Genomic DNA, 25,174 nt, shown 5'->3' on the forward strand with positions numbered 1-25,174 from the left:
CTAGTCCTGGCCCGCCACACGCAGCATTTCGGCCACGCTGGTTTCGCCCTGCAGCACCCGTTGCACGCCATGCTCGAACAAGCTCGCGCAATCCTCGCGGAGCAACGCCAGCATCTGCGCCTCCGAGGCCCGGCCATGGATCGCCTGGGCCAGGGCGGGGGTCACCACGACCATCTCGTGAAGCGCCAGCCGGCCGCTGTAACCCTGCTGGCAGTGCTCGCAACCCTGGGCCTGGTAGACACACGCCGTGGCATCCGCAGCCACCCCCAGCACCTTGGCCGTCGCCTCGTCCAGCGGCTGGGGCAGCCGGCACTGCACGCATAGCTTGCGCACCAGCCGCTGGGCGAGCACGCCGGCCAGCGACGACGCCAGCAAACAGGTGTCGACGCCCATGTCGGCCAAGCGGGTGATGGCGCCCAGGGCGCTGTTGGTGTGCAAGGTCGACAGCACCAGGTGGCCGGTCAGCGATGCCTGGACCGCGATTTCGGCGGTCTCGCGATCGCGGATTTCACCGACCATCACCACGTCGGGGTCCTGGCGCAGGATTGCCCGCAACCCGCGGGCGAAGGTCATGTCGACCTTGCTGTTGACCTGGGTCTGGCCGATACCGGCCAAGTGGTATTCGATGGGGTCTTCGACCGTGAGGATGTTGCGCGAGGCCTGGTTGAGTTGCGCCAGCGCGGTGTACAGGGTGGTGGTCTTGCCCGAGCCTGTTGGCCCGGTCACCAGCAATATGCCGTGCGGCCGCGCCAGCACGCGTACAAAGCCGGCGCGCGCCGCGGGCTGCATGGCCATGTGCTCGATATCCAGGCGCACTGCCTGCTTGTCCAGCAGGCGCAACACCACCCGCTCGCCATGGGCGGCCGGCAGCGTGGAGACGCGCACGTCCACTTCATGCCCGGCCAGGCGCAAGCTGATGCGCCCATCCTGCGGCACGCGCCGTTCGGCGATATCCAGGCGCGCCATGACCTTGATGCGCGACACCAGCAACGCCGAAAGCGCACGCGGCGGGCTGAGCACCTCGCGCATCACACCATCGATACGCATGCGCACACGCAACTGCTGCTCGAAGGTTTCCAGGTGGATATCGGAAGCTTTCGAACGCACGGCCTCGCTGAGCAACGCATTGAGCAGGCGGATGATGGGCGCATCATCCTGTTGCTCGAGCAGGTCGCTGGTCTGCGGCAAGGTTTCGGCCAGGTGCGCCAGGTCGATGCTCTGGTCCAGCCCCTGAACGACCGTTTGCGCGGCATCCTGGGAACCTGCATAGCAGCTGGCCAGGTGCTCGGCGAAAAGCGCTGCGTCGACCCGCTGCAGTGGCCAGCCGCTGCCCACCACGCGGAACGCTTCGGACAACGCGGCCAGGCTGGCGTCTTCACGCAGCAGCAAGGCAGGTTGCGGGGCCTGTTTGTCGAGCAGGATGCCGTAACGCTTGGCAAAGCCGAACGGCAATTCGCCATTCATGGCTGCTGGCCCTCGAACAGCTGCCTCGACTCCTGCGGCAACCGGGCGGCCGGTGCGGCGCGCAGGTCCTGCCAGGCACGCTCGCCGGTATCGATCAGTTGCTGCGGGGTGCGCAATACAGTGGGCCGCAAGAACACCATCAGGTTGGTTTTCTCCTGCACGTCGCGCGTCCAGCGGAACAGGCCGCCGACCCAAGGCAGCCGGCTCAGGCCAGGGACCCCGCGCTGTTCGCTCTTCACGCTGTCCTTGATCAGGCCGCCAATCACGATGATTTCGCCGTCCTGGGCCAGGATGGTGCTCTTGAGCGAGCGCTTGTTGGTGACCAGGTCGTCCTCGAGCGCGCTGGGCACCACCTCCGAACTCTCCTGCTCGACCTCCAGGCGCAGGCTGCGCCCTTCGTTGATGTAGGGGCGAACCTTGAGGCTGATGCCGACGTCCTGGCGTTCGACGGTGTTGAAGGGGTTGTCCGAGCCACTGCCGGGGGTGGTATAGGAGCCCGTCTTGAAGGGCACGTTCTGGCCCACGAGGATTTGCGCCTCCTGGTTGTCCAACGTCAGCAGGCTCGGGGTCGAGAGCAGGTTGCTGCGGCTGTTGCTGGCCAGGGCCGAAACCAGCACGGCAAATCGATCGGAGCCAGCGGCCAAGGCGGCTCCACCGGGCAATGCCAGCTCGCTGCCGAGCAAGTCCGGGAGGGTGACGCCGCTTTCCGGCACAGTGATGCCGCCTTTCAGGCTCCCGGTGTTGACGCCCCATTGCAGGCCCAGCGCCTCGCTGATGTCGCCGCTGACTTCGACGATCGCGGCGTGGATCAATACCTGCGCCCTGGGTTGGTCGAGCTGCTCGATGATCTGCACCACGCTGCCGAGGGTCGGTGGCGAACCCAGCAGCACCAGCGCGTTCTGGCTGGTATCGGCCTTGATCACCGCCTGCCCGAGGGCCGCGCTGTCGAGGGCGTCCGGCGTCGGCTTGCGCTCCATGCGCTTGCCCACCTCGGACAACACTTCGGCCAGTTGCTCGGCGTTGGAGTGCTGCAGACGCACCACCCGCCAGTTCTGTGCGTTGAGCGGGGCTGGCACGTCCATCGACCGTGCCAGTTGCGCCAGGCGCTGGCGCGACTTGATCGGCCCCAGCACCAGCACGCGGTTGCCGCGCTCATCGGCCAGCACGCGAACACCGCTGTCGGAACTGCCCGCGGCAGCCTCCAGTACCGATAACAGGTCGCTGACCTGGGCATGCTGCAGCGTCACCAGTTCATGGTCATGCCGCTGGCCGCTGTCGAGCTGCGCGATCAAGGTGCGCATGCGCTCCAGGTTGGCGGCCGAATCGGTGATGACCAGGGCATTGGCAGAGCTGGACGGGCCGATGTAGCCATTGCTGGACACCAGCGGGCGCAACAGCCCCGCAAGGTCGGCGGCGACACTGCCGGACAGGTTGAACACCTGCGTGGTGAAGGCTGCCGGAATGGCTTCGTACTGCTGGTTGGCCCACGCCTTGGCCTCGTTGGCCGGCAGCACCAGTAGCCGGTCGCCGTCGTTCACCGCCGCAAAACCCTGGGCGTTGAGCACCGAATAGAACAGCCGGCGAATCCCCTCGCGATCGAGCTGCTCGCTCGACAGCACAGTGATGCGCCCTTGCACGCGGGGGTCGAGGATGATGGTCTGATCGAGGATCGCACCCACTTCACGCACCACGTCGCGAACATCGGCATCGTTCATCGCCATTTCCCAGGTGGCTTGTTCGGCAATGGCCGGGGCTACGCCCAGGGCCAAGAAGGCGCCCAGCGAGGCCGCGCGCAAGTAGTGTTCGAACATCAATGCACCTCCCGCAATACGCGGGCTGAAGTAGCTGGAGTCGTTTGTGCCGGGCTCGCTGAGCCGGCGGGGCGAAACACCGGGGCCTGGCTGGCGGCCAGGTGCACGCGCTGTTCGCGGCCGTTGAACCAGACCGTGATGGACTGGCCTTGCACCTGCCTGAGCACGCTGCCATCGGGCAAGCGATCGCCCACGCGGTAAGTTGCCGTGCTGTCCGCTGCGGCCACCAGCGCCCTGGGTTCGCCCAGGCTGGGGATGAAACTGGCCAGCAGCTTCAGCCCCGGCCGGCTGGCTTGCTCCTGCTCGGCAGGCTTGAAACCGAATGCCAGCACCAGTGCTTGCGCAGCCAGGTGCTGGCGCTCCGCTGGCGCAGCCACGGCTACCGGCGCAGGTGCCACTGGCTCGGTGCCGTTGCGCAAGTGCAGCTCGCGCGCAACCAGCAGCGCCGTGGTAATGAGCGATAGCGCCAACCACGCTGTCAGAGCCGACAGACGTTTCACGCGCGCCCCCACGGCAGCGGAGGCTGCGCCTCGAGATTCATTTGAATGTGCATAAAGGATCGGTTGCAGACTGGCGCCACTGCAGCGTGGCGCCAGTGCACTGGATCAGCGCTTTTCCCAGGCGTCGCTCCAGTGGCTACCTACACCGGGCTCATAGTGGTTGGCACCAGGCGAGTAGATTTTGCACCAGCCCTCGGCAGGGAATGGCTTGCACTCGAACACTTCACCCGTCTTGCTCTGCAGCACCCGGGTACCCGCTTTGTATTCAATCATCGAATTGGGGTATTCGTACTGGTAATCGACATCACCGCGGTCGATCAACTGGACTTCACGTTCGTGCTGCAACATCACACGCCCAGTCTTGTCCACACCGACCACCTTGAGCAGGTGTTTGCCCGCGCTGCTTTCAGCCTGCAGCACCACTGGCGCGGTGGCGGCATCCACTTGCTGACGAACATGCCCGACCTGCTGGTTCTGGTCGTTGAACAGACGCGAGGTAACCTGCAGCTTGCGGTTGGTCATCACGGTGAAATCGACACTGGTCTTGCCATCCTTGAGCGCGTAATCCGCCTTCAGATCATGCAGGTGCAGGTAGGAGTCATCGATTGCCTTGCCCTGGATATCCAGCTCGTAGTTGGTCACACCGCTGGCCACATTGGCGAAGATCGGGTTGGCCCCTTTGATAGGGTGGGCATTGCCTTCTTCATCGCGTTGCCCGGCCTGGATCTGCGACTGGGTTTCATTGATGCGCTGGGCAAGCTTGAAAGCCCAGTTCGCGGCAACGCCCTCTTCGGGGTTGTCGACACTGATGCCGACGCTGTGGGCCTCGCTTTCGGTACCCCCGATGAAGGCCCGTGCCTTGACCTTGTCTCCGACCTGCAGATCACTGTGCGGGGTGATGGTGCCGACCCGTGGCCACTCAGGGTCGGTGCCGCCATCAGACTGGATATCCACATCCATCACTTTGTAGAACGCAGCAGCGGTATCGTCGACGGTCCAGACACCGAGGATGACGTGCTGGCCAGAGCGGTCCGCCGGCAAGCTGCACTGATGCTTCGTCGGAGCTGCCCCGTGGGTTGGCAACCCGTCACCACGGGCTGGCTTGCCCTGACCATCGACCTTGCAGAAAGGCTCGGCATCGAAGGAGGCGCGGCTCAGCATCGCGTTGGGGTTCCAGCCGCTCTTGCTGATGAAGTACTCCCACTTGGTGGTCTTGTGCCCTTCGGTGTAGTACCACTCGAACGCCACGTCGCGCCCGGCGATGGGCGTCAAATGCCAGCGGTTGGCAGTTTGTTCATCCAGGGACGAGAAGTCCGAGCGAACGCCACCACTGGCGATCTTGCCGTCTGCAGGGCCCAGCTGTGGGAAACCTTTAGCCGCTTCGCCGACAGACTGAGGCTCATAAATCGGCTGGCCACAGCCGACGTTCAAGCCCTGCTTGCAGGCAAAATCCCGGGAAGGTGGGTCGCTCACGTATCCATGGGCACTGGCTAACTGTGCATGCAGCCCTGAACTGGCCACGATTGCCCAGACACTGCTGGCCAACAAACGCTTCTGCAAAACGCTACCTGAACTCACGATCGACTCCTTGAACTTAGAGTGGGAGGCCTGGCTTCATGCCATGGGCTCCCGATACGAGCGCGAGACTCTAGGGTGTTAGCGGCCTCAGCTATGTAGGAATGGTCGACACTGCCGGGCGATTTTGCTGCGGCACAAAAAAGCCGGCTCAAGGCCGGCTTCAGTCATGCAGACGCGTTATTGATGGTACTGCGCGGAAAGCTCGTGCACGGCGTTGATGAACACGCCGGCATGTTCAGGGTCGACTTCCGGGGTGATGCCATGGCCCAGGTTGAACACGTGGCCCGAGCCCTTGCCGTAGCTGGCGAGAATACGTGCGACTTCCTGGCGGATGGCCTCTGGCTTGGCGTAGAGCACGGTCGGGTCCATGTTGCCTTGCAGCGCCACCTTGTCGCCGACCCGGCGGCGGGCATCGCCGATCTCGCAGGTCCAGTCCAGGCCCAGGGCATCGGCGCCGGCTTCGGCGATGCTTTCCAGCCACAGGCCGCCGTTCTTGGTGAACAGGATCACCGGCACCTTGCGGCCTTCGTGCTCGCGAATCAGGCCGCTGACGATCTTGCGCATGTAGGCCAGGGAGAATTCCTGGTACGCCGCCGCCGAAAGGTTGCCGCCCCAGGTGTCGAAGATCTGCACGGCCTGGGCACCGGCGAGGATCTGGCCGTTGAGGTAGCTGGTGACCGACTGGGCCAGCTTGTCCAGCAGCAGGTGCAGGGCTTGCGGATTGTCATAGGCCATCGCCTTGGTCTTGCGGAAGTCCTTCGACGAGCCGCCTTCGACCATGTAGGTGGCCAGGGTCCACGGGCTGCCGGAGAAGCCGATCAGCGGCACGCGGCCATTGAGCTCGCGGCGGATGGTGCTGACCGCGTCCATCACGTAGCCCAGGTCTTTCTGCGGATCGGGGATCGGCAGTGCTTCGATGTCGGCGGGGGTGCTGATGACCTTCTTGAAACGTGGGCCTTCGCCGGTTTCGAAGTACAGGCCAAGGCCCATGGCATCAGGGATGGTGAGGATGTCCGAGAACAGGATCGCCGCGTCCAGCGGGTAGCGGTCCAGCGGCTGCAGGGTGACCTCGCAGGCGAACTGCGGGTTCATGCACAGGCTCATGAAGTCGCCGGCCTTGGCGCGGCTGGCGCGGTATTCCGGGAGGTAGCGGCCAGCCTGGCGCATCATCCACACCGGGGTGACGTCTACAGGTTGCTTGAGCAGTGCACGCAGGAAACGATCGTTCTTCAGGGCAGTCATGTCGGCATCCGGCAAAAAAGTGCGGGCATTTTCTCAGACGCCAGCGCAAAAGGCACGGATGAGACCATGCGTTTTGTCTATTGAGTGCCTTGGATCAAGCGATTTTGTATACAAAACTGGCCGTAGCGGTTGCTGAGGGCCTCATCGCCGGCAAGCCGACTCCCACAGGTGCCGCACAAATCCTGTGGGAGCCGGCTTGCCGGCGATGGGGCCAGTGCAGCCGAAATCAGACTTCCAGGTAGTCCAGGATGCCTTCGGCCGCGGTACGGCCTTCGAAAATGGCAGTCACCACCAGGTCCGAACCGCGCACCATGTCGCCACCGGCAAACACTTTCGGGTTGCTGGTCTGGTGCTTGAACTTGCCCTTCTCCGGCGCCACCACGCGGCCCTGGCTGTCCATCTGGATGCCATGCTGCTCGAACCACGGCGCAGGGCTTGGGCGGAAGCCGAAGGCGATCACCACGGCATCGGCCGGCAGGATCTCCTCGGAGCCGGGGATCGGCTCGGGGCTGCGGCGGCCACGGGCATCCGGCTCGCCCAGACGCGTCTCGACCACTTTCACGCCTTCGACCTTGTCTTCGCCGACGATGGCGATCGGCTGGCGGTTGTAGAGGAACTTCACGCCCTCTTCCTTGGCGTTCTTCACCTCTTTGCGCGAGCCCGGCATGTTCGCCTCGTCGCGGCGATAGGCGCAGGTCACCGAGCTTGCGCCCTGGCGGATCGAGGTGCGGTTGCAGTCCATCGCGGTGTCGCCACCGCCCAGTACCACCACCTTCTTGCCCTGCATGTCGACGAAGTCTTCCGGCGCCTTTTCGAAGCCCAGGTTGCGGTTGACGTTGGCGATCAGGAAGTCCAGCGCGTCATGCACGCCCGGCAGGTCCTCGCCCGGGAAACCACCCTTCATGTAGGTGTAGGTGCCCATGCCCATGAACACTGCGTCGTACTCGCCGAGCAATTGTTCCAGGGTGATGTCCTTGCCCACCTCGGTGTTCAGGCGGAACTCGATGCCCATGCCGGTGAAGACTTCGCGGCGGTTGCTCAGCACGGTCTTTTCCAGCTTGAACTCGGGGATGCCGAAGGTCAGCAGGCCACCGATCTCGGGGTTGCGGTCGAACACCACCGGGGTCACGCCGGCGCGCACCAGCACGTCGGCACAGCCCAGGCCCGCAGGGCCGGCACCGATGATTGCCACACGCTTGCCGGTCGGCTTGACCTTGGACATGTCCGGGCGCCAGCCCATGGCGAACGCGGTGTCGGTGATGTACTTCTCCACCGAGCCGATGGTGACCGCGCCGAAACCGTCGTTCAGGGTGCAGGCACCCTCGCACAGACGGTCCTGCGGGCACACGCGGCCGCACACTTCCGGCAGGGTGTTGGTCTGGTGCGACAGCTCCGCGGCCGCCAGGATGTTGCCTTCGGAAACCAGCTTCAACCAGTTGGGGATGAAGTTGTGCACCGGGCACTTCCATTCGCAGTACGGGTTACCGCAACCCAGGCAACGGTGCGCCTGCTCCACGGACTGCTGCGGCTTGAAGGGCTCGTAGATTTCCACGAACTCTTTCTTGCGCTGGCGCAGGAGCTTCTTCTTCGGGTCCTTGCGGCCCACTTCGATGAACTGGAAGTCGTTGTTCAGACGTTCAGCCATTTTTCAAAACCTCTTTACCGCAGTTGCCAGCCTCGGGCTGCAAGCTGCAAGACGATCACTTGAGCACGACGGGCCCCGCGCACGGGGCCGTCACTTGCAGCTGTTGTTACTGCGGGTTGGCACGGGTGCTGGACAGCAGTTGCTTGAGGTTGGCCGCCTTCGGCTTGACCAGCCAGAAGCGCCGCACGTAGTCGTCCAGGTTCTCCGAGAGCTCACGCCCCCACTCGCTGCCAGTCTCTTCCACGTACTCGGCAAGGACCCGCGCCAGGTGGCTGCGGTAGGCCTCCATCGCCTCACCACTGATGCGCTGGATTTCCACCAGCTCGTGGTTGAGTTTGTCGACGAAGGTGTTGTCCATGTCGAGCACGTAGGCGAAGCCGCCAGTCATGCCAGAACCGAAGTTGTAACCGGTCTTGCCCAGGACGCAGACAAAGCCGCCGGTCATGTATTCACAGCAGTGATCGCCAGTGCCCTCGACGATGGCGTGGGCGCCGGAGTTACGCACCGCGAAGCGCTCGCCCGCGGTACCGGCGGCGAACAGCTTGCCACCGGTGGCGCCATACAGGCAGGTGTTGCCGACGATGGCGCTGAGCTGGGTTTTGAACGGGCTGCCGGCAGGCGGCACGATGGTGACCTTGCCACCGGTCATGCCCTTGCCGACGTAGTCGTTGGCATCGCCTTCCAGGTGCAGGTTCAGGCCACCGGCGTTCCACACGCCGAAGCTCTGGCCCGCAGTGCCCTTGAAGCGGAAGGTGATCGGCTTGTCGGCCATGCCCTGGTTGCCATACAGCTTGGCGATTTCACCAGAGATGCGCGCGCCGATGGAGCGGTCGCAGTTGCAGATGTCGAGCGCGAACTCACCACCGGCCTGGTCGCGGATGGCCGGCAGGGCCATGTCGACCATCTTCTCGGCCAGCTCGCCCTTGTCGAACGGCGGGTTCTTGTCGACTTCGCAGAATTGCGGCTTGTCGGCCGGAATGTGCGAGCTGCCCAGCAGCGGCGTCAGGTCCAGGTGGTGCTGGCGCTCGGTGTCGCCCGGCAGCACGTCGAGCAGGTCGGTGCGGCCGATCAGCTCGCCGAGGCTGCGCACGCCCAGCTTGGCCAGCCACTCACGGGTCTCTTCGGCGACGAAGGTGAAGAAATTGATCACCATGTCGACGGTGCCGATGTAGTGGTCCTTGCGCAGCTTGTCGTTCTGCGTGGCCACACCGGTGGCGCAGTTGTTCAGGTGGCAGATGCGCAGGTACTTGCAGCCCAGGGCGATCATCGGCGCGGTGCCGAAGCCGAAGCTCTCGGCGCCGAGGATGGCTGCCTTGACCACGTCGAGGCCGGTTTTCAGGCCGCCGTCGGTCTGTACCCGCACCTTGCCGCGCAGATCGTTGCCGCGCAGGGTCTGGTGGGTTTCGGCCAGGCCCAGTTCCCACGGGGCACCGGCGTACTTGATCGAGGTCAGCGGCGAAGCGCCGGTGCCGCCGTCGTAGCCGGAAATGGTGATCAGGTCGGCATAGGCCTTGGCCACGCCCGCGGCGATGGTGCCAACGCCCGCTTCGGCGACCAGCTTGACCGAGACCAGGGCCTGCGGGTTGACCTGCTTGAGGTCGTAGATCAGCTGCGCCAGGTCTTCGATCGAGTAGATGTCATGGTGCGGCGGTGGCGAGATCAGGGTCACGCCCGGTACCGCATAGCGCAGCTTGGCGATCAGGCCATTGACCTTGCCGCCTGGCAGCTGGCCGCCCTCGCCGGGCTTGGCGCCCTGGGCAACCTTGATCTGCAGCACTTCGGCGTTGACCAGGTATTCCGGGGTGACGCCAAAGCGGCCGGTGGCCACCTGCTTGATCTTGGAGCTGCGCACGGTGCCGTAGCGCGCCGGGTCTTCACCGCCCTCGCCGGAGTTGGAGCGCGCACCCAGGCGGTTCATGGCCTCGGCCAGGGCCTCGTGGGCTTCCGGCGACAGGGCACCGAGCGAGATACCGGCCGAATCGAAGCGCTTGAGGATCGCTTCCAGCGGCTCGACTTCATCCAGCGCCAGGGCCTGATCGGCCACTTTCACTTTCAGCAGGTCGCGGATCATCGACACCGGGCGCTGGTCGACCAGCGTGGTGTATTCCTTGAACTTGGCGTAGTCGCCCTGCTGCACAGCAGCCTGCAGGGTGTTGACCACGTCCGGGTTGTAGGCGTGGTACTCGCCGCCGTGGACGAACTTCAGCAGGCCGCCTTGCTGGATCGGCTTGCGCGCGCTCCAGGCTTCGGCCGCCAGCAACTTCTGGTCGCCTTCCAGGTCGACGAAACGCGCACCCTTGATGCGGCTGGGCACGCCCTTGAAGCTCAGGCCGACCACTTCCTCGGCCAGGCCCACGGCTTCGAACAGCTGCGCGCCACGGTACGAGGCGATGGTGGAGATGCCCATCTTCGACAGGATCTTCAGCAGGCCCTTGGAGATGCCCTTGCGGTAGTACTTGAACACTTCGTCCAGATCGCCCAGCACTTCGCCGGTGCGGATCAGGTCGGCCAGCACTTCGTAGGCCAGGTACGGGTACACGGCCGAGGCGCCGAAGCCCAGCAGCACGGCGAAGTGGTGCGGGTCGCGGGCGGTGGCGGTTTCCACCAGGATGTTGCTGTCGCAGCGCAGGCCCTGCTCGGTCAGGCGGTGGTGTACCGCACCCACGGCCAGCGAGGCGTGCACCGGCAGCTTGCCCGGGGCGATGTAGCGGTCGCTCAGCACCAGCTGGGTCTTGCCGCTGCGTACCGCCTCCTCGGCCTGGTCGGCGATGTTGCGGATGGCCGCTTCAAGGCCGACGCCCTCTTCATAGTTGAGGTCGATCAGGTGACGATCGAAGCCTTCGCGCTCCAGGTTCATCAGCGAGCGCCACTTGGCGGGCGAGATGACCGGCGAGCTGAGGATCACCCGCGAGGCATGCTCCGGGGATTCCTGGAAGATGTTGCGCTCGGCGCCCAGGCAAATCTCCAACGACATGACGATCGCTTCGCGCAGCGGGTCGATCGGCGGGTTGGTGACCTGGGCGAACTGCTGGCGGAAGAAGTCGTAAGGCGAGCGCACGCGCTGGGACAGCACTGCCATCGGCGTGTCGTCCCCCATCGAGCCGACCGCTTCCTGGCCCTGCTCGCCGAGCGGGCGCAGCACCTGGTCACGCTCCTCGAAGGTGACCTGGAACATCTTCATGTATTGCTTGAGCTGGTCGGCGTCGTAGCTGGCCGCGCCCTGGTCGTCGGTCAGCGTTGCCTGGATGCGCAGGGCGTGCTGACGCAGCCAGCGCTTGTACGGGTGGCGCGACTTGAGGCGGTCATCGATGGCATCGGTGTCGAGGATCTGGCCGGTCTCGGTGTCGACGGCGAAGATCTGGCCTGGGCCGACACGGCCCTTGGCCAATACGTCCTCGGGCTTGTAGTCCCACACGCCGATTTCCGACGCCAGGGTGATGTAGCCGTTCTTGGTGGTGACCCAGCGCGCCGGGCGCAGGCCGTTGCGGTCGAGCAGGCACACCGCGTGGCGGCCTTCGGTCATGACGATACCGGCCGGGCCGTCCCACGGCTCCATGTGCATGGAGTTGTATTCGTAGAAGGCGCGCAGGTCGGCGTCCATGGTTTCGACGTTCTGCCAGGCTGGCGGTACCAGCATGCGCACGCCACGGAACAGGTCGATGCCGCCGGTGACCATCAGCTCCAGCATGTTGTCCATGCTCGAGGAGTCGGAACCGACGCGGTTGACCAGCGGGCCGAGCTCTTCGAGGTCGGGGATCAGGTCGTTGGCGAACTTGGTGCGACGGGCCATGGCCCAGTTGCGGTTGCCGGTGATCGTGTTGATCTCGCCGTTGTGGGCGAGGAAGCGGAACGGCTGCGCCAGCGGCCATTTCGGCAGGGTATTGGTGGAGAAGCGCTGGTGGAACACGCAGATCGCGGTTTGCAGGCGCTCGTCACCCAGGTCTGGAAAGAAGGCCGCGAGGTCGCGCGGCATCATCAGGCCTTTATAGATTATGGTCTTGTGCGAAAAGCTGCAGATGTAGTGGTCGGCGTCGTGGGCGTTGGCCACGGATGAGCGGCGACGGGCACTGAACAGCTTGATGGCGAATTCCTGATCGCTCAGGCCTTCACCGCCGATGAACACCTGCTCGATCTGCGGCAGGCGCTCCAGGGCCAGGCGGCCCAGCACGCTGGTGTCGATCGGGACTTTGCGCCAGCCCACCAGCTTGAGGCCGGCGGCGAGGATTTCGCGGTCCATGTTGGCCCGCGCGGCTTCGGCTTTTACCGGGTCCTGGTTGAAGAACACCATGCCGACGGCGTACTGCTTGGGCAGCTCGACGGCAAAGTGTTCCTGGGCCACGGCCCGCAGGAATTGATCGGGCTTCTGCATGAGCAGACCGCAACCGTCACCGGTCTTGCCGTCGGCGTTGATGCCGCCGCGGTGGGTCATGCAGGTCAGCGCCTGCATGGCGGTTTGCAGAAGGTGGTGGCTCGGTTCGCCCGTCATATGGGCGATCAGGCCAAAGCCACAGTTGTCCTTGAATTCTTCGGGATGGTACAGACCTGTTTTCATAGACACTTTCTCACCAGGTTCACCTCTCAACGGAGGTAAATCTCTTTTTAGTACAACCACTTACCATCCACGCCGATCAAATGCCAGCTTTTTTGCGGTGGCCATGGAAAACCATTGTTGCACAGCGACAGCGATACTCACAAATTTTCATGTCTCACCATTGAAAATTTATGTCGCATTTTTGAATGTTTTTGCGCCATGCGCCGTGATAGCGGCTCGGCTCGAGTCTGAAGCGTTTCAGCCATGACTGCAAGGTAGGCTTGTGGCCGGCAGTCTGGGACAGAAAAGCCTGCCGCGCTCGGGCGCAGCAGGCTAGACGAAAGTCAGTAATCGCTCAGCAACTGGGCGGCGGGGTGGTGCCGCCCGGAAGGTATCAGCGGGCCGAAGCCAGCTCTTGTTGGACGCTGGCGACGGTACGTGGCCAAGGTTTACCAGCCTGGACCTTCGCTGGCAAGTTCTTGATTGCAGCTACCGCAGCGTCGCGGTTGGCGAAGCTGCCATAGGTGACCACGTACAACGGCTTGCCCTGCAGGTTTTTCTTGAAGTAGCGATAGTCGCCACCCTGCGCCTTGACGAAGGCCTGGGCCGACGCCTCGGAGCTGGTGCCGAGGATCTGCACCACGTAGTTGCCCGGTTTCTGGCCTGCGTACCAGCCGCCACCGGTGTTGCCGGCTGCCGGTTTCTCGGCAGGCTTGGCGGCGGGTTTGGCCGTGGCGACCTGGGTCGGTGCCGGGGCCGGCTTGGCAGGCGCAACCGGCTTGGCGGGCTGAGTTGCGACAGGCTTGGGCGCAGGCGCTACCGGCTGCGACGGGGCAGCCTGGGCCATGGTCGGCGCAGGGCCGGCAGCCATGCCTTGCGGCGGCGCGGTGGTGGTCACGGTCGGCGGCGGGTTGCCTGGCTGCAGCGCGGTATTGTCGGCCGGGCCGCCCTCCTCGCCATCACCCATGCCTGCGGCCTGGGCCAGCGGCTCGCGCATCACCGGCTGCGACTGGCCAACCAGCGGCAGTGGCATCGGCTGCGAGGAGCCAGAGAATTCGATGGCCGGGTTGCCGCCGTTCGACTTGCCGTCACCCAAAGGCAGCTGGGCCTGGGCCGCAGGCGCTTCGGCAGGGGCCTTGTCGCCTTTCTTGGGCATGAGCACCGCGGCAGCAACGGCCACCACGACGACAGCAGACAGCGCGAGCACGTGTTTTTTAGGCATCTTGAACCCCATGGTTGGTCGCTTGGCCGTGGTGCGGCTGGCGATCATGGCTTCGATCAAAGTATCGCGGGCGACCTGGTTGATGTTGCCAGGCCAACCGTCGGAGTTTTCATGGATATCGACGAGCTGCTCACGGCTGAACACCTCGATGCCCCGGCCGGCACCTTCCAGGCGCTGCTCCAGGTACTCGCGGGTCTCTTCCTCGCTGTAGGGGGCGAGCTCGATGACGTGGAAGCGTTCTTCCTCGACATGAATCTCCTCCAACCCGGCAATCAGCGACGGCTCACCGAACAGGAACACGTGCGGGCGCCCTTCCGAGACACCTGCCGCCAGTTCCAGCAACGCTTGGAGTGCCGACTCGTCAAGTTGTTCCGCATCGTCCACCAGCAAATAGACTTCCTGCCCGGTCAAGGCCAACTGCACGACCTTGGACAGAATCGCCTGAACTTCGGGCTGGGCGACTTCCAGCGACTGGGCCACCTGGCCCAACACGCTGGCCGCATCGCTGGCGCCGCGGGCCGATACCACCACGCTGAGCACCGACTGCTTGTTGGTGCTCGCCACCAGGGCCTGGCGCAGCAGGGTCTTGCCGCTGCCTACCGGGCCTGTGACCACCAGCATCAACTGGCTGTAACGGGCCAGGTGATGCAGCTGGCCGAGCACAGGCTTGCGCTGGGCGGGGAAGAACTTGAAGCCGGGCACACGCGGCGCGAACGGATCGTGGCTCAACTGGTAGTGGTCGAGAAACGCCTCATCGGCATGCAAACTGGTCATTGCGCTGTCACAACCTCAAAGCTGGGCCACGATCGCGCGGTAGTCCGCCGACAGCGTGGCCTGAAGAATCTCTTTCGGATAGTCGTCGGTAATCACGGCCTCGCCGAGCTGGCGCAACAGCACCAGCCGCAGGCGACCATCGAGTACCTTCTTGTCGACCGCCATATGCTCCATGAAATGCGCCGGGGTCATTTCCTGTGGTGGCACCACCGGCAAACCTGCGTCCTGCAGCAGGCGGATTGCTCGATCACGCGCGGGCTGGTCGATCCAGCCCAGGCGCATGGACATCTCCAGGGCCATCACCGTGCCCGCTGCCACGGCTTCGCCGTGCAGCCAGACACCGTAGCCCATGTGCGTTTCGATGGCATGCCCGAAGGTATGCCCAAGGTTCAGGGTCGCCCGCACGCCGGATTCGCGCTCGTCGGCGCCCACCACGGCAGCCTTGGCCGCGCACGAGCGACGGATCGCCTCGGTCAGTGCCAGAGGATCGAGGGCGCGCAGGGCCTGCATGTTGGCTTCGAGCCAGCCGAGGAAGGGCTCGTCGCAGATCAGGCCGTACTTGATCACTTCGGCCAGGCCCGCCGACAGCTCGCGTTCGGGCAAGGTCTTGAGGCTGGTGGTGTCGATCAGCACCGCGTTGGGCTGGTAGAACGCACCGACCATGTTCTTGCCCAGCGGGTGGTTGATGCCGGTCTTGCCGCCCACCGAAGAGTCGACCTGGGACAACAGGGTGGTGGGCACCTGGATGAAGTCGACGCCACGCTGGTAGCAGGCCGCAGCGAAGCCGGCCATGTCGCCGATCACGCCGCCGCCCAGGGCGATCACGGTGGTGCGGCGGTCATGCCGTGCGGTGAGCAGGCCGTCGAAGATCAGTTGCAGGGTCTGCCAGTTCTTGTGGGCTTCGCCATCGGGGAGAATCACCGGCAGCACCGAATAGGCGCCGAGGGTCTTGCTCAGGCGTTCGAGATACAGAGGCGCGACGGTTTCATTGGAAACGATGGCTACCTGCCGCCCGGCGATGTGCGGCGCCAGCAGTTCAGGTTGGTCCAGCAGGCCTTCGCCAATGTAGATCGGGTAGCTGCGCTCGCCCAGGTCGACCTTTAGTGTCTGCATGTATCCCCACAATGTACTTGGGCGCGGTGTCGGCTGAGCGACCCACGCGGTAACGTTGAACCTCGCCTCGGCGCTGGCCGAGAATAGTCCCGGCTTACCGGGGCGGCAACTGCTGCAAGCGCTCGAGAATGTCGAGCACCACCATGCGCGGCGGCCGTTCGTCGGTTTCCACCACCAGGTCGGCGATCTCACGGTAGAGCGGGTCGCGTGTTTCCAGCAGGGCGCGCAGGGTCGCCTCCGGGTTGGCGGTGCGCAGCAACGGCCGGTTGCGATCGCGCGCGGTACGCCCCACCTGCTGTTCTACCGACGCGTGCAGGTAGATCACCCGCCCGCCAGCATGCAGGGCCTGGCGGTTTTCCGCACGCATGACCGCGCCACCACCGGTGGCCACGACCACGCCATCGAGCGCGCAGAGCTCGGCGATCATCGCCTGCTCACGGTCACGGAAGCCCGGTTCGCCTTCTCTATCGAAGATCCACGGGATGTTGGCGCCGGTACGCAGTTCGATTTCCTTGTCGGAATCTTTGAACAGCAGACGCAGCTCTTTGGCCAACAGGCGCCCGATGGTGCTCTTTCCAGCGCCCATGGGCCCTACAAGTATCAAATTTCGCACAGAATCAACGACTCACAGCAATCGCCTGGTCACTCATGATACGCGGAGTCAGGAAGACCAGCAGCTCGGATTTTTTCTCTTGTAATGCATCGCGTCGAAACAGCCGCCCAACATACGGCAGATCGCCAAAAAATGGCACCTTGTCGACCACATTGTTTTGCGTGGTCGAATACACCCCGCCAATGACGATGGTTTCACCGTCGGCCACTCGCACCTTGGCATTGACCTCGTTCTTGCGGATCGGCGGCACGTCGTTCAAGGCATTGACGAAGTCTGGCTCATCCTTGGTCACCCTGACCGCCATGATGACCTTGCCGTCCGGGGTGATCTGCGGAGTGACTTCGAGCGACAGCGAGGCCTCCCTGAACGAAACCGAGGTGGCGCCATTTCTGCTGGTCTCCTGGTAAGGCACCTCGGTGCCCTTGATGATCCGGGCCGTTTCCTTGTCTGCGGTGACCACCTTGGGCTGGGAGATGATCTCGCCATTGCCGCTCTTTTCCATGGCGCTGAGCTCAAGGTCGAGCAACACATCACCACGCAGCAGGCCCAGCCCCACCGCCGAGCCGGGCCGCTCCACGCCCAGGTCGACGAACACATCCTTGCCCACCCGCGCGACCTCCTCATGCAAGGCGCCACCCCAGCGAACACCCAGGCTTTTTTCATAGTCGACATTGGCCTCGACGATACGCGCCTCGATCACCACCTGGCGCATCGGCACATCCAGTTGTGCCACCAACCGCCGCAACTCGGCCAGGCGCTCTTCGGGCTGGTGCGCCACCAGCGTATTGGTGCGCGCATCCACGCTGAGGCTGCCGCGCCCGGTAAGAATGCCGTCGTCTGCCAGCGTTGCCAGCAGCAGCTCGGCAAGCTCGGTAGCATCGGCGTGGTGGATGGCCAGCAGTTCCCGGCGCAAGGGTGGCAACTGAGCATCGAACGCCTGCCCGAAAGGCTGTTCGGCCAATTCACTCGCGGGCGCCACCAACAGCACATTGCCTTCTTCACGTCGCACCAGCCCCTTGCTGTGCAACACCAGTGCCAGGGCCTGATCCCAGGGCACATCCTGCAAGCGCAGGGTGATGTTGCCTTGAACCGTGTCGCTGGCAACCAGGTTGATGCCCGCATAGTCGGCCAGCACCTGCAGCACCGAGCGCACCTCGACATCCTGGAAGTTCAGCGAAACAGGCTCCCCCTTATAAGACGCTGCCAGCCCCCACTGAACCGGTGCCAGCAGCATCAACATCCCTGTCGCCAACCTTTTCATCACCACCTGCCTCCCTGTCGGCGCCCTTCCTGAGCGCCAAGAACGTGGTGCGCTCGTGCCACTCGCCTGCGATGAACAGCCGTTCGCGCACCTCCACCTGCTGCTCGTCGATACGTACCACCACCCCCTCATCGCGCCCCAGCTGCTCACCGCAATGCACGCGATACAGCCGGCCGGCATAAGCCAGCAGCGCCTCGTGCTCACCCCTGCGCGACAAGCTGCCGACCATCACCAGTTGCGCCAGGGGAACGTTGCCGAGCCCTGCCTGGGGAGCACGGCCGGACCAGGCAGCAAAGGGGTCGAGGGCTGGAGGCTGGAACTGCGCTCGAGCCGGTATCTGCGCCAGCCAGCTGGGGGCCGGTAACGGCGCATCTGCCTGGTAAGCGCTCACTTTCATACGCAGCCGGATCAACCCAGGCTTGCCCGGGGCGCCATGCCAGTGCATTTCTTCGACACGCAGCAGGCGCAATTGCCCAAGCCAGTCCTCAAGCCACAGACGCAATGCCGGGTAACGCCCCACCACCTGCACATCCATCGGGGTTTGCCGATAGTGCGACTGGGGCAGCACCTCAAGTACCTCCAGTTGCTCGAATTGCAGGCCCAGCGCCTGCCCCGACGCTGCCAATTGTTCAAGCAGGGCGCTCATGCGCTCACCTGCCGCGAGCTGCCACTGAATACCCTGCAACTGCCGTTCGGCTTCGGCCAGTTCGCCCTGGCGCTGCTGCAAGGCCCGCACCTGGCTGGCCTTGCTGGCGTGCTCAAGCTCCAGAGCCGCTTGCCTTGCCTGCTCATCGGCCTGAAGTTGCTGCCAATCCGGCAGGCGTATCAGGGCGCCGAGTGCAAACACTACGCAGGCCACGATCACGGGCAGTAGATAGATGGAACCCTGCCAGCGCTCGACCAGCCCTTGCCATGGCAGCAGCTTCACGACAAGGCCGCCGACATTAGCGCCACCAGCTGAAACTCATCGCCAACCGCTGTGCTTTGCACACGCTTGAGTTCAAGCTCGCGCAGGCCATCTGCACGCTCGAGTTCACGCATGAACTGCGCAACCTGCGCAGAAGAAGAGGCCAGGCCGACAACTTCCAACCGCGAGCGCTCGAATTTGAGCTCGGTCAGCTGGACACCTTCTGGCAAGGCTCGCTCCAGATCGGCGAGCAGCGCCACCACATGCTTCTGGCCAGCGCGCAGGTCTGCCAGCGCAGCGGTTTGCGCACGCACCTGCTCATACGCCTGGTCGAGAGGTGCGTAGTGCTCCATCTGCTCGCCCAGCTTGGTCACTGCGACTTGCCGTGCGCTATTGCCAAAGGCCTGCCGCTGAGCACGTTCGCGTGCCAATTGGTCCATGAGCAGCACGCCAAAAAGCGCGATGACTGTGCTGCCAAGCAACATCAGTCGCAGGCGGCGCAAGGCGGCCAAGCGCTGCCGTTCACGCCACGGCCAGGTTCAGGCGCAACATCAGCGCAACCCTCCCAGCGCCAACGCGCAAGCCAGGCTGCCCTCGCTACAGTCGAGCCCTGCTACCGCTGGCAGCGCGCGGCACGGGACACCCAGTTGGTGGCTCAGTGCTGCGAGCCAGCCGCGCTGCTCAGGTGCAGTGCCGCAAACCAGCAGTTCACCCCGCTGCACCCCGCCAGCAAACAGCTCGGCAAGCCGCTCGGCCCAGGTTTGCCCTGGCAACTCGTGTCGCTGTGGCAGCCCACCTTGCGACCAGCCATATAGCGTTGCCCCACTGGGCGCCAAATGGAGCAGCTCCGAAGTCGTCGCACATTGCGCCGGCAACAGCCGGTGCAAGGCGACGCTGTCGACTTCCACCGCATCCAGTTGCAAGCCCGCGCCTTCGAACAGCAACTCCAGTGGCTCCAAGGTGCTTTGCCGGCAGGCAGCGACTACCACATCTCGATGATCCGGCCGCCCCGAGCTCACGCCTCTGACCTGGAAATCAATCACCAGGTCGTCCAGAGGAAAAGGGAACAACGTATCTGCATCGGCCAGCAACTGCGCCTCCATTTGCGCTTCAGCCTGGCTTGCGGGTAGCTGGCACAGCTTGATGATGACCTGGGAGGCGGGCAATGCCACCGCGACCCGGCGCTGGCGGCTGCCGCTGCGCCTGTAGGCACCGCGCAGGGCGGCTTCGACACGCCCCGGATCCTGCTGCCAGCTACCGGCTGCAAACGGCTCGAACGGCTCACGCCCCCAGGCCACCCGCTCGCAGCGCCCGCCATGCCGGCGTACCTGCATGATTTGTACGCAATCAGGGGTAATTTCCACCCCCAACAGTGAACCGGCATCCTTGCCCCAGCGTCCAAGCATCGCTGTTTCCTCGTAGCAGCCCTTAACCCGCAGCAGCGCCAGCCATTGACAGCCGGACGGTGCAGCGGGCCGCCTGGCCGGTCACCCGGCGAAGCGAAAAATGCTTATAATGCCCAGCGTTTTTCGTCCGCCGGCCCCGTGCGCAATTCACCCCTCAACACTGGACACCCAAAAGCCTTGATACGCCTGCTGAAGTTCTTCTGGTGGTCTTTCGTCGCAGTCATTAGCGCGCTCGTACTCGGTGTGAGCGGTGCGTTTCTGTATCTTAGCCCTAGCCTGCCGTCGGTCGATTCGCTCAGAAGCATCCAGTTGCAGATCCCCCTGAGGGTGTACAGCAGCGATGGCAAGCTGATCGCCGAATTCGGCGAAATGCGCCGCTCGCCGATCCGCTTCGCGGAAATTCCCCCACAATTCATCCAGGCGCTTCTGTCGGCCGAGGACGACAACTTCCTCAACCACTACGGGGTAGACCCGAGCAGCCTGATGCGCGCCGCCACCCAGCTGGTGAAAACCGGCCACATCCAGACCGGCGGCAGTACCATCACCATGCAGGTGGCGAAGAACTTCTTCCTCACCAGCGAGCGCAGCTTCTCGCGCAAGACCAACGAAATCCTCCTGGCCCTGCAGATCGAACGCGAGCTCACCAAGGACGAGATCCTCGAGCTATACGTCAACAAGATCTACCTGGGCAACCGCGCCTACGGCATCGACGCTGCGGCGCAGGTGTACTACGGCAAGTCGATCCGCGACGTGAGCCTGGCGCAGATGGCGATGATCGCCGGCCTGCCCAAGGCCCCTTCGCGCTTCAACCCGCTGGCCAACCCGGTACGGGCGAAAGAGCGCCGCGACTGGATCCTCGGCCGCATGTACAAGCTGGGCAAGATCGACGAGGCCAGCTACCAGGCAGCCCTGGCCGAGCCGCTGAACGCCAGCTACCACGTCCCGACGCCGGAAGTGAACGCGCCCTATGTCGCCGAAATGGCCCGCGCAGAGATGGTCGGCCGCTATGGCAGCGATGCCTACACCGAAGGCTTCCGCGTGACCACCACAGTGCCGAGCGACATGCAGGAAATGGCCAACAAGGCCGTCCTCAATGGCCTGTCGGACTACGACGAGCGCCACGGCTACCGCGGCCCCGACGCGCGCTTCCCGGGCAAGACCCACGCTGCCTGGCTGCAGGAGCTGAGCAAGCAGCGCACCCTCGGCGGCCTGGAGCCGGCCATCGTTACCGGCGTTGAAAAGAGCGGCCTCAAGGTGCTGACCCGTGGCGGCGAAGAAGAGCACGTGGCCTGGGAAACCATGAAGTGGGCTCGCCCGTTCATCAACAGCAACTCCCAGGGCCGTGCGCCGCAATCGCCAGCTGACGTGGCCCAGGTCGGCGACCTGGTGCGCCTGCAGCGCCTGGACGACGGCAAGCTCAAGTTCAGCCAGGTACCCGGCGCGCAGAGCGCGCTGGTGACCCTCGACCCATACAACGGCGCCATCCGCGCCCTGGTCGGCGGCTTCTCCTTCGAGCAGAGCAACTACAACCGCGCCATGCAGGCCAAGCGCCAGCCGGGCTCGAGCTTCAAGCCGTTCATCTATAGCGCGGCACTGGACAGTGGCTATACCGCCTCCAGCCTGGTGAACGATGCGCCGATCGTGTTCGTCGACGAGTACCTGGACAAAGTCTGGCGTCCGAAGAACGACACCAACACCTTCCTTGGCCCGATCCGCATGCGCGAAGCGCTGTACAAGTCGCGCAACCTGGTGTCGATCCGCCTGCTGCAGGCCATGGGCGTGGACCGCACCATCGACTACATCGCCAAGTTCGGCTTCAACAAGCAGGACCTGCCGCGCAACCTGTCCCTGGCGCTGGGCACAGCGACGCTGACGCCGATGGAGATCGCCACGGGCTGGAGCACCTTTGCCAACGGTGGCTACAAGATCAACCCGTACCTGATCGACCGCATCGAAAGCCGCAACGGCGAAACCCTGTTCACCGCCAACCCGGCGCGCGTGCCGCAAGGCAGCGAAGACCACGCCGGCCTCGCGGCGCCGGAGCAGCCGATCAGCACCGCGGCACTGCCTGGTGAAGCGCCTTCGGCCTACGGCCAGGTTGCTCCTGCCCCACAGGTACCCGTCACCGCCGAGCAGATCATCGACGGGCGCACCACCTACATCCTCACCAGCATGCTGCAGGATGTGATCAAGCGTGGTACCGGCCGCCGGGCGCTGGCCCTGGGCCGCACCGACCTGGCAGGCAAGACCGGCACCACCAACGAGTCCAAGGACGCCTGGTTCTCCGGTTACAACGCCGACTACGTCACCACCGTATGGGTCGGCTTCGACCAGCCGGAAACCCTGGGCCGCCGCGAATACGGTGGCACTGCGGCGCTGCCGATCTGGATGAGCTTCATGGGCGCGGCGCTCAAGGACAAGCCCAACCACCCGCCGGCAGAGCCGGAAGGCATCCTCAGCCTGCGCGTAGACCCGATCAGTGGCCGCGCGGCATCGCCAAGCACGCCGAATGCCTACTTCGAGCTGTTCAAGGCCGAAGACTCGCCGCCTTCGGTGGACGAACTGGGCAATGGCGCAGCACCGGGCAGCCCGCTGCCGGCCGATGAAGCGGCGCCGATGGATCTGTTCTGACCGCAGGGGCCACACCCGCTCACACAAGCAAGACACCTGTGGGAGCGGGCTTGCCCCGCGAATAGGCCGGCACTGACACCCCGTTATCAAGGCAAACAAAAAGCCCCGACTCTCACGAGCCGGGGCTTTTTTGTGTCGCTACGCCAGCAATCAGCCGTTGAACACTTCGTCCACGCTATTCAGCGGGTAGTGCTTCGGATACGGCAGGGTAGCCACGCCGGATTCGATGGCAGCCTTGGCCACAGCGTCGGATACGACGTTGATCAGGCGTGGGTCCAGTGGCTTCGGAATGATGTACTCACGGCCGAATTCCAGAGCCTGAACGTTGTACGCGTCGCACACTTCCTTCGGCACTGGCAGCTTGGCCAGGTCTTTCAGGGCGATGGCGGCGGCGATCTTCATCTCTTCGTTGATGCGCTTGGCGCGAACGTCCAGGGCACCACGGAAGATGAACGGGAAGCCCAGTACGTTGTTGACCTGGTTCGGGTAGTCGGAACGACCGGTGGCCATGATCACGTCGCTGCGGGTGGCGTGGGCCAGCTCTGGCGAGATTTCCGGGTCCGGGTTCGAGCAGGCGAACACGATCGGGTTGGCAGCCATCGACTTCAGGCCTTCCGGGCTCAGCAGGTTCGGGCCGGACAGGCCAACGAACACGTCAGCGCCGTTCAGGGCGTCGGCCAGGGTGCGCTTGTCGGTAGCGTGGGCGAACTGGGCCTTGTACTGGTTCAGGTCGTCGCGGCCAGCGTGGATCACGCCGCTGCGGTCGATCATGAAGATGTTCTCGACCTTGGCACCCATGCTCACCAGCAGCTTCATGCAGGAGATGGCGGCAGCGCCGGCGCCCAGGCAGACGATCTTGGCGTCTTCGAGCTTCTTGCCGGCGATTTCCAGGGCGTTGATCATGCCGGCCGCGGTAACGATCGCGGTGCCGTGCTGGTCATCGTGGAAGACCGGAATGTCGCACTGCTCGATCAGGGTGCGCTCGATCTCGAAGCACTCTGGGGCCTTGATGTCTTCGAGGTTGATGCCACCGAAGGTGATGGAGATGCGGCGCACGGTGTCGATGAAGGCCTGTGGGCTCTCCGACTCGACTTCGATGTCGAACACATCGATACCTGCGAAACGCTTGAACAGAACGCCCTTGCCTTCCATGACCGGCTTGGAAGCCAGTGGGCCGAGGTCACCCAGACCGAGGATGGCGGTGCCATCGGAAATCACCGCAACCAGGTTGCCCTTGCCGGTGTATTTGTAGGCCAGCTCTGGATCACGGCCGATTTCGCGCACCGGCTCGGCAACGCCTGGGCTGTAGGCCAGGGCGAGGTCACGGGCGGTGGCGGTGGGCTTGGAGAGCTCGACGCTCAGTTTCCCCGGACGAGGTTGAGCGTGATATTCGAGAGCGGCGGTTTTCAGGTCTGACATGGTGGGCATTCCGCTATTTACTGTTCTGACGGACCGCCGAGGATACGCAAAGAGCCGGGGAGCCACAAGACTGGTCGGTCACTTGTGTCAAGGCCTTTAGCCTACGACTTTACGCTATAACCCGCGGGGGCATTGGAATTGACAGTGTGTACAATCCGATAGCGAAATGTCTACATCTTTTCAGCCTGAAACGCGCTCCAGCATGCTTGGATCGGTCAACGGCAACAGCCAACGTCGCTGCCCCGGCTTGAGCCCACCCTTGCGGGAACGATCCAGCACCCAGCCGCGCGCTTCAACCTGGCGCCCTTTGAGGTTATCGAAGAAGCTGGCGGGGAAGTTGCGTTGCAGACGAGCGGGAACCTGCAGCACCACGCCGGTTTCCAGTTCCAGCCAGATGCCGGCGCGATTGCGCTCGATGCTGCCGATTGTGCCCGCGATGACCGCGAAGCCCGACTGCCTTACCTCAGCAGCGCGCTGCACCGGAGAACGCCGCCACAGGCCAAGACGCGCCTGGCGCGCCGCCTGCTCGGCAGCCTGCTGGCAGCCCGCCAGGCGCACATTGGGGGCGACCGCAACCCGGTACCCAAGCCCTTCGCTGAGCAGCCGCGCCTCGAGATTGTCGCCATTGCCCGCATAGACATGTGCCAGCGTGCGCCCGTACTTGTCTTTCGCCTCCCGGCCCAGCACCAGCCCGACGCGGCCATCGCTGGCCTTGACCAGGCTCTGCAGGCGCTGCCTGGCCGCTTCGGCATAAGGCTCGCTGGTGCGGCCCTTGCGGCCGATTTCCGGGGCGTTGATACCGATCATGCGCACACTGCGGCCATCGGCCAGGCGCAGGGTGTCGCCATCCACCACCTGGCGCACGGCCACTGGCTGCGGCTTGCTTGGCAGCGGGCAGAAGGCCTGCGCCGGCAGGTGCCAGATCGCGCCCACAAAAAAAGCGCCCACAAGGGGCGCCTTTTTCAGCAACAACGCGAAGCCCGAAGGTTTCGCCATGCGCATGATTACTTCTTGGTACCGAACATGCCGAAGCGGTCGGCGAACTTCTGTACGCGAC

General features: G+C 64.3%; 17 protein-coding genes. 1 reads left to right on the forward strand and 16 read right to left on the reverse strand.

The features are described from left to right. The 14 genes from gspE to pilM all read right to left on the reverse strand — a co-directional run bounded on the left by gspE (position 1) and on the right by pilM (position 20,067). Positions 1–1,464, reverse strand: coding sequence for a type II secretion system ATPase GspE (gspE, locus tag B3E94_RS23745; protein WP_286915465.1), 1,464 nt, complete (start codon positions 1,462–1,464; stop codon positions 1–3). Continuing rightward, positions 1,461–3,275, reverse strand: coding sequence for a type II secretion system secretin GspD (gene gspD / locus B3E94_RS23750; RefSeq protein WP_286915466.1), 1,815 nt, complete (start codon positions 3,273–3,275; stop codon positions 1,461–1,463). Before gspD ends, gspE begins: the two co-directional genes overlap by 4 nt. Then, positions 3,275–3,775, reverse strand: coding sequence for a protein XcpP (locus B3E94_RS23755; protein WP_286915468.1), 501 nt, complete (start codon positions 3,773–3,775; stop codon positions 3,275–3,277). The genes gspD and B3E94_RS23755 overlap by 1 nt, the downstream gene beginning before the upstream one ends. 105 nt (positions 3,776–3,880) lie before the next feature. Beyond that, positions 3,881–5,353, reverse strand: coding sequence for an N-acetylglucosamine-binding protein GbpA (gbpA, locus tag B3E94_RS23760; protein WP_286915470.1), 1,473 nt, complete (start codon positions 5,351–5,353; stop codon positions 3,881–3,883). Between the two features lie 177 nt (positions 5,354–5,530). Next, positions 5,531–6,595 (reverse strand): uroporphyrinogen decarboxylase, encoded by a 1,065-nt coding sequence (gene hemE / locus B3E94_RS23765; protein WP_176510919.1) that lies wholly within the window; start codon positions 6,593–6,595, stop codon positions 5,531–5,533. Positions 6,596–6,821: 226 nt separating this feature from the next. Further along, on the reverse strand, positions 6,822–8,240 hold the full coding sequence (locus tag B3E94_RS23770; protein WP_176510920.1) for an FAD-dependent oxidoreductase: 1,419 nt from the start codon (positions 8,238–8,240) through the stop codon (positions 6,822–6,824). A gap of 106 nt (positions 8,241–8,346) precedes the next feature. Then, positions 8,347–12,792, reverse strand: coding sequence for a glutamate synthase large subunit (gene gltB / locus B3E94_RS23775; RefSeq protein ID WP_176510921.1), 4,446 nt, complete (start codon positions 12,790–12,792; stop codon positions 8,347–8,349). A 373-nt stretch (positions 12,793–13,165) separates the two neighbouring features. Beyond that, entirely contained in the window at positions 13,166–14,767 is a 1,602-nt protein-coding gene (locus B3E94_RS23780; RefSeq protein WP_236237557.1) for an AAA family ATPase, read from the reverse strand. Between the two features lie 15 nt (positions 14,768–14,782). After that, on the reverse strand, positions 14,783–15,880 hold the full coding sequence (aroB, locus tag B3E94_RS23785) for a 3-dehydroquinate synthase (protein WP_176510923.1): 1,098 nt from the start codon (positions 15,878–15,880) through the stop codon (positions 14,783–14,785). Between the two features lie 94 nt (positions 15,881–15,974). Continuing rightward, positions 15,975–16,493: a shikimate kinase AroK gene (aroK, locus tag B3E94_RS23790; protein ID WP_176510924.1), complete on the reverse strand. Its 519-nt coding sequence runs from the start codon at positions 16,491–16,493 to the stop codon at positions 15,975–15,977. 4 nt (positions 16,494–16,497) lie between these two features. Then, complete coding sequence (locus tag B3E94_RS23795) at positions 16,498–17,733, reverse strand: type IV pilus secretin PilQ (RefSeq protein WP_286915473.1); 1,236 nt, start codon at positions 17,731–17,733, stop codon at positions 16,498–16,500. After that, complete coding sequence (locus B3E94_RS23800) at positions 17,684–18,676, reverse strand: pilus assembly protein PilP (RefSeq protein WP_409521276.1); 993 nt, start codon at positions 18,674–18,676, stop codon at positions 17,684–17,686. The genes B3E94_RS23795 and B3E94_RS23800 overlap by 50 nt, the downstream gene beginning before the upstream one ends. A 2-nt stretch (positions 18,677–18,678) precedes the next feature. Then, positions 18,679–19,173 (reverse strand): PilN domain-containing protein, encoded by a 495-nt coding sequence (locus tag B3E94_RS23805; protein ID WP_313395705.1) that lies wholly within the window; start codon positions 19,171–19,173, stop codon positions 18,679–18,681. A gap of 39 nt (positions 19,174–19,212) precedes the next feature. Beyond that, positions 19,213–20,067 carry a type IV pilus biogenesis protein PilM gene (pilM, locus tag B3E94_RS23810; RefSeq protein ID WP_286915475.1) on the reverse strand — a complete coding sequence of 285 codons (855 nt, stop codon included), beginning with the start codon at positions 20,065–20,067 and terminating at the stop codon, positions 19,213–19,215. A 180-nt stretch (positions 20,068–20,247) separates the two neighbouring features. Here pilM and B3E94_RS23815 point away from each other — a divergent pair, with 180 nt between their 5' ends. Further along, the gene (locus B3E94_RS23815; RefSeq protein ID WP_373874212.1) at positions 20,248–22,698 is read left to right on the forward strand and encodes a penicillin-binding protein 1A; all 2,451 of its coding nucleotides are present in this window, start codon (positions 20,248–20,250) and stop codon (positions 22,696–22,698) included. Between the two features lie 150 nt (positions 22,699–22,848). Here the strand turns inward: B3E94_RS23815 and B3E94_RS23820 are convergent, their stop codons facing one another. Together B3E94_RS23820 and B3E94_RS23825 are read right to left on the reverse strand one after the other, a co-directional pair. Next, entirely contained in the window at positions 22,849–24,117 is a 1,269-nt protein-coding gene (locus B3E94_RS23820) for a malic enzyme-like NAD(P)-binding protein (RefSeq protein WP_176510928.1), read from the reverse strand. Positions 24,118–24,297: 180 nt separating this feature from the next. Then, positions 24,298–25,119 carry a thermonuclease family protein gene (locus B3E94_RS23825; protein WP_286915476.1) on the reverse strand — a complete coding sequence of 274 codons (822 nt, stop codon included), beginning with the start codon at positions 25,117–25,119 and terminating at the stop codon, positions 24,298–24,300. Positions 25,120–25,174 lie beyond the last annotated feature (55 nt).

Source organism: Pseudomonas sp. UBA6315 (genome assembly GCF_002438125.1).
Lineage (GTDB): Bacteria > Pseudomonadota > Gammaproteobacteria > Pseudomonadales > Pseudomonadaceae > Aquipseudomonas > Aquipseudomonas faucium.